An 8,060-nucleotide genomic window follows, 5' to 3' on the forward strand; every position below is an offset into this window, starting at 1 on the left:
CATATGCGCGGGTCGCTGACGGTGCGGAACCTGTTCGACACCAATCCGGTCAAGGATCCGACCTGGTCGGGTTATCCCTATTACAACACCAGCTGGTTCGACAGCGTCGGGGGCAGCGTCTTCCTGCAGTTGACCTATAAATTGGGAGGCTCGGCGCTCTGACCGAACGGGGCGCAAGCCCCCGGACGGATCGGCGATTGCGGTAGCGGCCGCGCCGCAAGCCTGCGGCTTGCTTCGCGCGGCCGATTGTTCATACCACGATCCAGGTGGAGCCTCGGCTCGTTCGGGAGATAGACAATGCGCATGTTTTTGATGGCGGCCCTGCTGGCGTCCGCGGCCGCCTGCCCTGTCCATGCGCACGAACAGCCCGTGCCGGCCGCGCAATCGAAACCGGTCCCGAAGGAAGATCTGCTGAAGCCGCCCGCCGACGCGGCGCATTATGTCGTGGTGTCCGAAGCGGGCAAACATGGCGACCAGTGGCGCTGGCAGCTGCCCGACGGCCGCACGGCGTATCGCTGGTCACAGGAGCTGCGCGGCTGGATCACCGAGATGGACCAGGTCACGACCTTCGCGCCGGGCGGCACGGTCGACGCGCTGACCGTCCGCGGAGTGACCATGTCGGGCGATGCCGCCGAGGAGTTCCGGGTCGCGAATGGCCGCGCGACGTGGAAAACGGCGACCGATTCGGGCGAGGCGGCGGCCGGCGGCTGGTACATCCCCGCGGCGGCGTCGGCATCGCCAATGCCCCGATGATCGATGCACTCGCCGCGGCGGGCGATGCCGGGCTGAATTTCCTGCCCGGCGGCAAGGGCCGTTTGACCCTTGGCCCGGCGCAGGTGATCGAGGGTCCGGGCGGACCCAAAAAGGTCCAGCTCGCATTCATCAGCGGCATCCTTCCGTCGCCGCTTCCGGTGTGGCTCGACGAGAACAAGCGCTACTTTGCCGACATCAGTTATATCTCGGTCATTCCGGCGGGATATGAAGGCGCGTTGAAACAGTTGCGCGACGTGCAGGAGAAAGCGACGGCCGAAGCGGTTGCCGGCATCGCCCGCCGCTTCCTGTCCCCCGCCGCCAAAGCGCCCGTGCTGTTCGACAATGTCCAGCTGTTCGACGCCGACAAGGGCGCGTTCCTTCCCGCCCGTGCGGTGTTCGCGCAGGGGGGCAAGATTGCCGCCATCGGTGCCGCGGGGTCGCTGAAAGTGCCTGCCGGAACGCGCGTCATCGACGGGCGCGGCAAGACCCTGGTGCCGGGCATCTGGGACAGCCACCTTCACATCGGCGATGACTGGGACGTGCTCTCGAACATGGCCAACGGGATCACCAGCTTCCGCAGCCCCGGCACGACATTCGACCGCGCCGTCGAGGCGACGAAGCGCCGGGCCGATGGCACGTTGCTGATGGGCGAGCCGTTCATCTCAGTCATCATCGACAAGAAGGATCCGCTTGCTGCGCAGGGTGCCGAGGTCGTCAGCAGCGCCGAAGAGGCCATCGCGGCGGTGCGGCGGGTCAAGGCGGCCGGGCTGTGGGGCATCAAATTCTACACATCGATGAATCCCGCCTGGATCGCCCCCGCCGCGGCCGAGGCGCACAGGCTTGGCCTGCACGTCCACGGCCATGTCCCCGCGACGATGAAGCCGAGCGAAGCGGTGGCGGCGGGCTATGACGAGCTCACTCATCTCAATTTCGTGGTGATGGAAGCAATGCCGCGCGAGGTGATCGACAAGGCGAACACGCGCCAGCGGATGGAAGGACCGGCGCGCTATTTCAAGGACGTCGATCTCGACGGCCCCCTGATGTCGGGCTTCGTGGCCGATCTCGCCAGGAAAAAGACGATCGTCGACCCGACGATCGTCATCTTCGAGGGGATGCTGACGCAGGACGGCGGGAAACCCCAGCCGGCCTACGCGCCCTATATGGGCATCATCTCCCCCGTCCTCGAACGTTCGGTGTTCACCGCGGCAGGTTATCCGCTGGTCGAAGGGCTGACGCGCGACGATTACCGGAAGAGCTATGCCAAAATGGTCGAACTGGTCGGCAGGCTGCACAAGGCGGGCGTGCCGATCGTTGCCGGAACCGACGGCTGGGGGATCGAGCTCGTCCGCGAACTCGAAATCTATCAGCAGGCGGGTTTCAGCGCCGCCGAGGCATTGCAGAGCGCGACCATCATCCCGGCACGGATCGTCGGTGCCGACGGGCGCACCGGGTCGATCGCCGTGGGCAAGGAAGCCGACATGGTGCTGGTCGACGGCGATCCCTCGACCGAGCTTGGCGCGCTTCGCCGCGTCGCGACGGTCGTCAGCGACGGCTATGTCATGGATGCCGCGGAACTGCGGACGGCGGCTGGCTATAGCGGCACGCCCAAATAGGGCGGTTCGTCCGAAACATGATCCATGTTGGCGCGGCGGAACGAAATGGCGGGTAAGGTGGCTTTTGACGACTGCGGTTCCACTCCGATCGGCTTTTCGTGGTTTCGGCTTCATGCCGCAGTTCCGTTGCATACGGCCAGCTGATCATTTCAAGCCGAGAGCCAGGTAGCGCCTGCTCCCGACCGAGGAGCACAGTCATGCGTGCCTTTCATCTCCTGATCGACGATTCCGAACCCAGACGCATCGATTTCCAGGCCGAAGGCCCCGACCATGCATTCCAGATCGCGCGCAACGAAAGCGAGGGCGTGAACGTTACGCTCTGGGAAGGCGAACATCTGCTCGCCCGCATGACGAAGACCGAAGCGAATGTGTGGAAACTGCACCCGCTCGGCGTGCAGCCGGCGGGCTAGGGCCCGTGCCGCCAGTCGGCCGGTTCGCATTTTGAGGCCTTAGCGAGGATGACATGCCGAGTGACGTGACGCCGCTGTCCCGATGGATGGACCAGCATCGCGCCCGTATGGAACTGGGGCCGCTCAGCATCCTGATCAGGAAGCTGCTCAGCCACAGCCTGCTTTCGACCGCCGATCAGGAGGCGATTGCCGCGCTGCCGCACAAGATCAAGACCCTGCCGCAAGGCGGATCGATCCTTCGCGAAGGCGACCAGGCCGAGATCTGCCCGATCCTGCTGAGCGGTTTCGCCTATCGTCAGAAGGTCGCTTCCGACGGCGGGCGCCAGATCGTGGCACTGAAATTGCCGGGTGATGCGCTCGACCTCCAGTCGCTCTATCTCCAGAAGGCTGACCATGACGTCCGCATGCTGACGCCCGCCGAACTGGCGCTGGTGCCGCTGGCGGCGATCGAGCAACTCACGATCGCGCGCCCGGGGGTGGCGCGCGCGATCCTGATCGACATATTGATCGAATCGTCGATCAGCCGCGAATGGCTGCTCAATATCGGGCGACGCAACGCCCTCGCGCGGCTCGCGCATCTGCTTTGCGAGCTTCACGACCGGGTGAGCGACATCGCGAGCGAGACGAGCGACCATTTCGAAATACCGCTGACGCAGGAACAACTCGCCGATCTGCTCGGGCTGACGCCCGTCCATATCAACCGCATGGTCCGGCAGCTGGAAAAAATGGGCGCGATCGGCAGGCCGTCGCGCTCGCTCACGATTCTGAACTTCGCGGAACTCGCGAAAATTTCGAGCTTTTCTTCGGCCTATCTGCATCGAAGCAATGCCTCGCGCGTTTGAATGCATGGCCCGAGCACGGGCCGGGAGTTTCCAGATGCCCCATTATTTCTTCAACACGTCGAACGGATCGCCGCATGTCGACGACGCCGGCATGGACCTCCCCGACCTCGACGCCGCGCGACGCGAGGCGGTGCGTTATGGCGGAAGCCTGCTCAGCGACGATCCCGGGATGGTGATGCAGGACCACGGCTTCCGCATCGATGTGGTCGACGAGGCGGGCGGCCATTGTTTCGCGGTGCGGGTGGTGATCGAGGACTAGGAAAGCGGCAGGGAAGGGCGAACGCCGCTTCGAAAGGGCTGTTGCCGGATCGGGGCGCGGGAAGGCGTCCGCATATTGCGCGGCGATGCTCCATCCTGCCGTTCCAATCCTGAATCGCATCTTCGCTCAACGCAGGAAGATCACCGGGGATGCGCGTATCGCCTTTTGGGGCGACAACTTCGTCACGCCGTCCAATTATCAGTATAACCTAAGTTAAGTTTATGAATTATCTGAAACAATTTCTCCATGGCCGCGTTTCTCCGGTGCCCGCTTCAGGGTAATTACGGAAGAGGAACGTGAGATGGCAGATAATCAGGACAGGAAAGGCGGCAAGCAGCAGGACGGTGCGTCCGGCAAGGGCCGCCAGCAGGAGCAGCAGGATGGCGGTCGCGGCCAGCCGGGCGGCGACAACCGGTCCGGCGGTCATGAGCAATCGGGTGACAGCAAGCAGAGCCGCTGATCGCCAATCCGTCGAAGCCGGGCCGTTTTACCCCTCTCGCGGCCCGGCTTCGCGCGAATACGGCCTTTGCAACTTTTGGGGGGAGCACTTCATTCCAACAGGGCGGGGCACAGGAAAGGGACTTTAATGAAACCCACCGATATCGACGCAACGCATATCCTCGCCGCCGATCACCGCGCGGTCGAGGCCTTGTTCGAGGAATTCGAAAAGGCGAGCGGGAGCGACCGCAAGGCGAAGATCGCCGACCGCATCTGCACCGAACTCAAGATCCACGCGCAGATCGAGGAAGAGGTCTTCTATCCCGCGCTCAAGGGCAAGATCGACGACGATCTGCTCAAGGAAGCCTATGTCGAACATGACGGTGCGAAGCTGCTGATCAACGACATCGTCGCCTCGGGACCCGACGACGAATATTTCGAGGCAAAGGTCACGGTGTTGTCCGAAGAGATCAGGCATCATGTGAAGGAAGAAGAAAAGCAGCACGATAATATGTTCCAGCAGGCGCGCGCCGCCGACGTCGATCTCGAGGCGCTCGGCGAGCGGATGCTCGCGCGGAAGGAAGAGCTGAAGCGCCAGGCCGAGACAGCCGGGCTGCCGCCGGCCGAACTCGTGACAATGTAACCGGCCGGCCGGCGATGCTTCCGGAGGATGTCGCGCAGCGCATCAGGGACAGGGCCTGATCGCCGTGCGCTCGTGCCGGATCGACCGCTCCTCGATGATCGATCATGCGGCGTTCGACGCCGATGCGTCGATCCTCTGCATCCGGTTCCGGGACAGCGGCTCCTATTTCTATTTCGACGTTCCCGAGGCATTGTTCGATGGCCTCTGCAGCGCCGTGTCGGCCGGAACCTTTTTCAACGAACGTATCAAGGACCGTTTTTGCTGCGAGCGCGATCCCGAGCGCCGACGCTACCGTCCGGACTGACGGTGCGAAAAACCGCGCGGCCACCCCGCCGATGAGGGAAGCCGCCAGTAGTTGATTGACGGCGCGGGCTTTTCGGCGGCGAGATCGCAATCGATGCGGCAATATTGATCCAGATCATATATCCGGAAAAAACACCGAATTTATGCCTCCGCGCACATTGACGCGCGCCGGTACCCCGATAGCATCAGACGCACTGCCGGACCTTCCGTACGACCCCGGAAGGTTCCTGTTGGGCTTGTCTCTCGATCGCGTAGCCATATGCATCGGAGGCCGGAAAGGCTCCGCCGTCGGCGGAGCCTTTTTTGCATGGGATCACTCCCGATCATGATCCAGGTTGAGATCGTGCGAAAAAACTCTCGTCTGGACGTCGCTCCGGGGAACCTGGCGCCGCATTGGGGGTCAATTCGGTCGGGGCCTCGTCTCGCGGCCTTCTCACATCAATCGGACGAAGCGGAGAGGACTTCATCGCGGGGGACAACGCGAAACGAGGTCGAAGATGAAATATGATGGCGAAGACAGGTTCCTTCCGCGCTTTCCTGAAGAAGCGGACGCGATAACGTCCGCATTGGTGCACGCATCGACGAGCCGCGTGCGGCGTATCGCCCTGCTCGGCTGCTTCCGGCCGCGCCGGTGCGGTATCGCGACCTATACCGCGGACATTTACGACCATTTGCGCCGGGAATATCCCGAGACCGGCGTCGATGTCTATGCAATGCGCGCCGACCCTTTGCAGCCCGGCGACGCGGCGATCACGATGGAAATCGCGGCGGAAGATCCCGCCGACTATCGCGCCGCAGCGGCAGCGATCAACGCGAGCGGTGCCGAGGTCGTCTGGCTCCAGCACGAATTCGGTATCTTCGGCGGCGCCGCGGGCGAGATGATCCTCGACCTCGTCGACCGCGTCGCCGCTCCGCTCGTCGTCACGCTCCACACGGTGCTGGCCGAGCCGGGAGAGGCGCAGCGCCGCGTGATGGCGCGGATCGTCGCGCGCGCGTCGCGCCTGATCGTGATGAGCGCCTGTGCACGCAGCACGCTGATCGATGTCTACGGAGCGCGGCCTTCGGCGGTGGCGCTGATCGAACATGGCACCCCCGACCGTGTATTCGCGGCGCAGTCGCCGCTTCGCGCGTCGCTGGGCCTCGGCGATCGACCGGTCCTCTCGACCTTCGGCCTGTTGGGATCGGGGAAGGGGCTGGAGACCGCGATCCGCGCGCTGCCGGCGGTCGCCGCCCGCTATCCCGACGTCGTCTACCGGATCGTCGGTGCGACGCATCCCAATCTGCTTGCCGCCGAGGGCGAAACCTATCGCCGAAGCCTCGAGGCGCTTGCCGAAGAGCTCGGGGTCGCCGACAATCTGGCGTGGGATAACCGCTTTCTCGACAATGACGAACTGCTCGACCAGATCGAGCTCTGCGACATTTATCTCGCACCCTATCCGAACCTGGCGCAGGTGACGTCGGGCACGCTGGCTTATGCGGTCGCGCTCGGGCGCGCGGTGGTGTCGACGCCATTTGTCCACGCACGCGAATTGCTTGCGGGGGATGTGGGCATTCTCGTTCCCGAAAACGACAGCGCAGCGATCGCCGATGCGGTGCTGGAACTGCTGGCCTCGCCGGGCGAGCGACAGGCCTTGCAGCGCCGCGCCTATCGCCGCGGCCGCCGCACGGCGTGGCCGAATATCCTCCGCCAAAGCGCGGCCCTGATCAGCGAGATCCTACCCCGCCGCGGGGGCGTTGCGGAGGCACGAAAAGCACCGGCGCTCGCGGGCGTCTGGGCGCTGTGCGACGATGTCGGGATGTTGCAGCATGGATGCGGGATCGTTCCCGACCGCGCCCATGGCTATTGTATCGACGACAACGCGCGCGCGCTGATATTGTTTGCCGGGCTGCCGGCATCGCCGGCCGTCGACGCGCAGATGTTGCGGTTTGCGAGCTTCATCCAGCATGGCTGGAACGACGACGAAAAGGCGTTCCGCAACTTCATGGGCTATGATCGCCGCTGGCTCGAGGATCGGGGTTCGGACGACAGCAACGGGCGCGCGATCTGGGCGCTGGGGCATTGCGCCGCACACGCGCGGTCGAACGAACTTGCGCGCTGGGCGGGGCAATGGTTTCACAAGGCGGTACAGGGTTTCGCGAAGGGCCGCAGCCCGCGCGCCGCTGCTTTCACGATGCTGGGCGCCGGGGAAATCCTCGCGCGGTTCCCGAAAGACGCGATGGCGCATTCGCTCCTTGAGACGGGCGGCACCTTGCTTGCCGGCCTCGATCGAAACGATGGCGCGGCGGGTTGGGACTGGTTCGAGCCGGTGCTGGCCTATGACAATGCGCGGCTTCCGCAGGCGCTGATTGTTGCCGGGCGGTCGCTGGGCATCGCACAATGGGAAGCCGCGGGATTGCGCAAGCTCGATTGGCTTTGCCGCGTGCAAACGGCTGATGGCGGCCATTTTCGTGCGGTGGGGTCGGAGAGCTTCGGCCTCGATGGCGAGACGCTGCCGTTCGATCAGCAACCACTCGAAGCCTGGGCGACGGTCGATGCATGCGCGGCCGCCTTCGCTGCGACCGGTGCCGCGATCTGGCGCGATCGGGCCGACGCCGCCTATCGCTGGTTCCTTGGCGCGAACGATCGCGCGGTCGCGGTCGCCAGCCCCGAAACGGGGCGGTGTTGCGACGGACTGACCGCGCAGGGGGTCAATCTGAATGTCGGGGCGGAATCGACGCTGGCATTCCATCTTGCCTATCGCGCGATGGAAACCCTATTCTGGGCAAGGGGCGCCAGAGAGGATGTCGACGTCGCCCATG

Annotated in this window: 9 protein-coding genes; all 9 read left to right on the top strand. The window is 64.4% G+C overall.

Going from position 1 to position 8,060, the window contains the following annotated elements; all coding sequences use genetic code 11:
* Window positions 1-297 precede the first annotated feature (297 nt).
* On the top strand, window positions 298-753 hold the full coding sequence (locus VGD20_RS18385; protein ID WP_331135825.1) for a hypothetical protein: 456 nt from the start codon (window positions 298-300) through the stop codon (window positions 751-753).
* Window positions 750-2,366, top strand: coding sequence for an amidohydrolase family protein (locus VGD20_RS18390; RefSeq protein WP_331135826.1), 1,617 nt, complete (start codon window positions 750-752; stop codon window positions 2,364-2,366). Before VGD20_RS18385 ends, VGD20_RS18390 begins: the two co-directional genes overlap by 4 nt.
* Window positions 2,367-2,563: 197 nt before the next feature.
* Window positions 2,564-2,776, top strand: coding sequence for a hypothetical protein (locus tag VGD20_RS18395; protein ID WP_331135827.1), 213 nt, complete (start codon window positions 2,564-2,566; stop codon window positions 2,774-2,776).
* A 53-nt stretch (window positions 2,777-2,829) separates the two neighbouring features.
* Window positions 2,830-3,618, top strand: coding sequence for a Crp/Fnr family transcriptional regulator (locus VGD20_RS18400; RefSeq protein WP_331135828.1), 789 nt, complete (start codon window positions 2,830-2,832; stop codon window positions 3,616-3,618).
* 4 nt (window positions 3,619-3,622) lie between these two features.
* The gene (locus tag VGD20_RS18405; RefSeq protein WP_331135829.1) at window positions 3,623-3,877 is read left to right on the top strand and encodes a DUF6894 family protein; all 255 of its coding nucleotides are present in this window, start codon (window positions 3,623-3,625) and stop codon (window positions 3,875-3,877) included.
* A gap of 301 nt (window positions 3,878-4,178) precedes the next feature.
* On the top strand, window positions 4,179-4,337 hold the full coding sequence (locus VGD20_RS18410) for a hypothetical protein (RefSeq protein ID WP_331135830.1): 159 nt from the start codon (window positions 4,179-4,181) through the stop codon (window positions 4,335-4,337).
* Window positions 4,338-4,463: 126 nt separating this feature from the next.
* The gene (locus VGD20_RS18415) at window positions 4,464-4,958 is read left to right on the top strand and encodes a hemerythrin domain-containing protein (protein ID WP_331135831.1); all 495 of its coding nucleotides are present in this window, start codon (window positions 4,464-4,466) and stop codon (window positions 4,956-4,958) included.
* Window positions 4,959-5,052: 94 nt separating this feature from the next.
* Window positions 5,053-5,262, top strand: coding sequence for a KTSC domain-containing protein (locus VGD20_RS18420; protein WP_331135832.1), 210 nt, complete (start codon window positions 5,053-5,055; stop codon window positions 5,260-5,262).
* A gap of 589 nt (window positions 5,263-5,851) precedes the next feature.
* Window positions 5,852-8,060: glycosyltransferase family 4 protein (locus tag VGD20_RS18425; protein WP_331135833.1), on the top strand; the 2,209-nt coding region annotated here is incomplete at its 3' end.

Source organism: Sphingopyxis sp. (genome assembly GCF_036402335.1).
Taxonomy (GTDB): Bacteria; Pseudomonadota; Alphaproteobacteria; order Sphingomonadales; family Sphingomonadaceae; genus Sphingopyxis.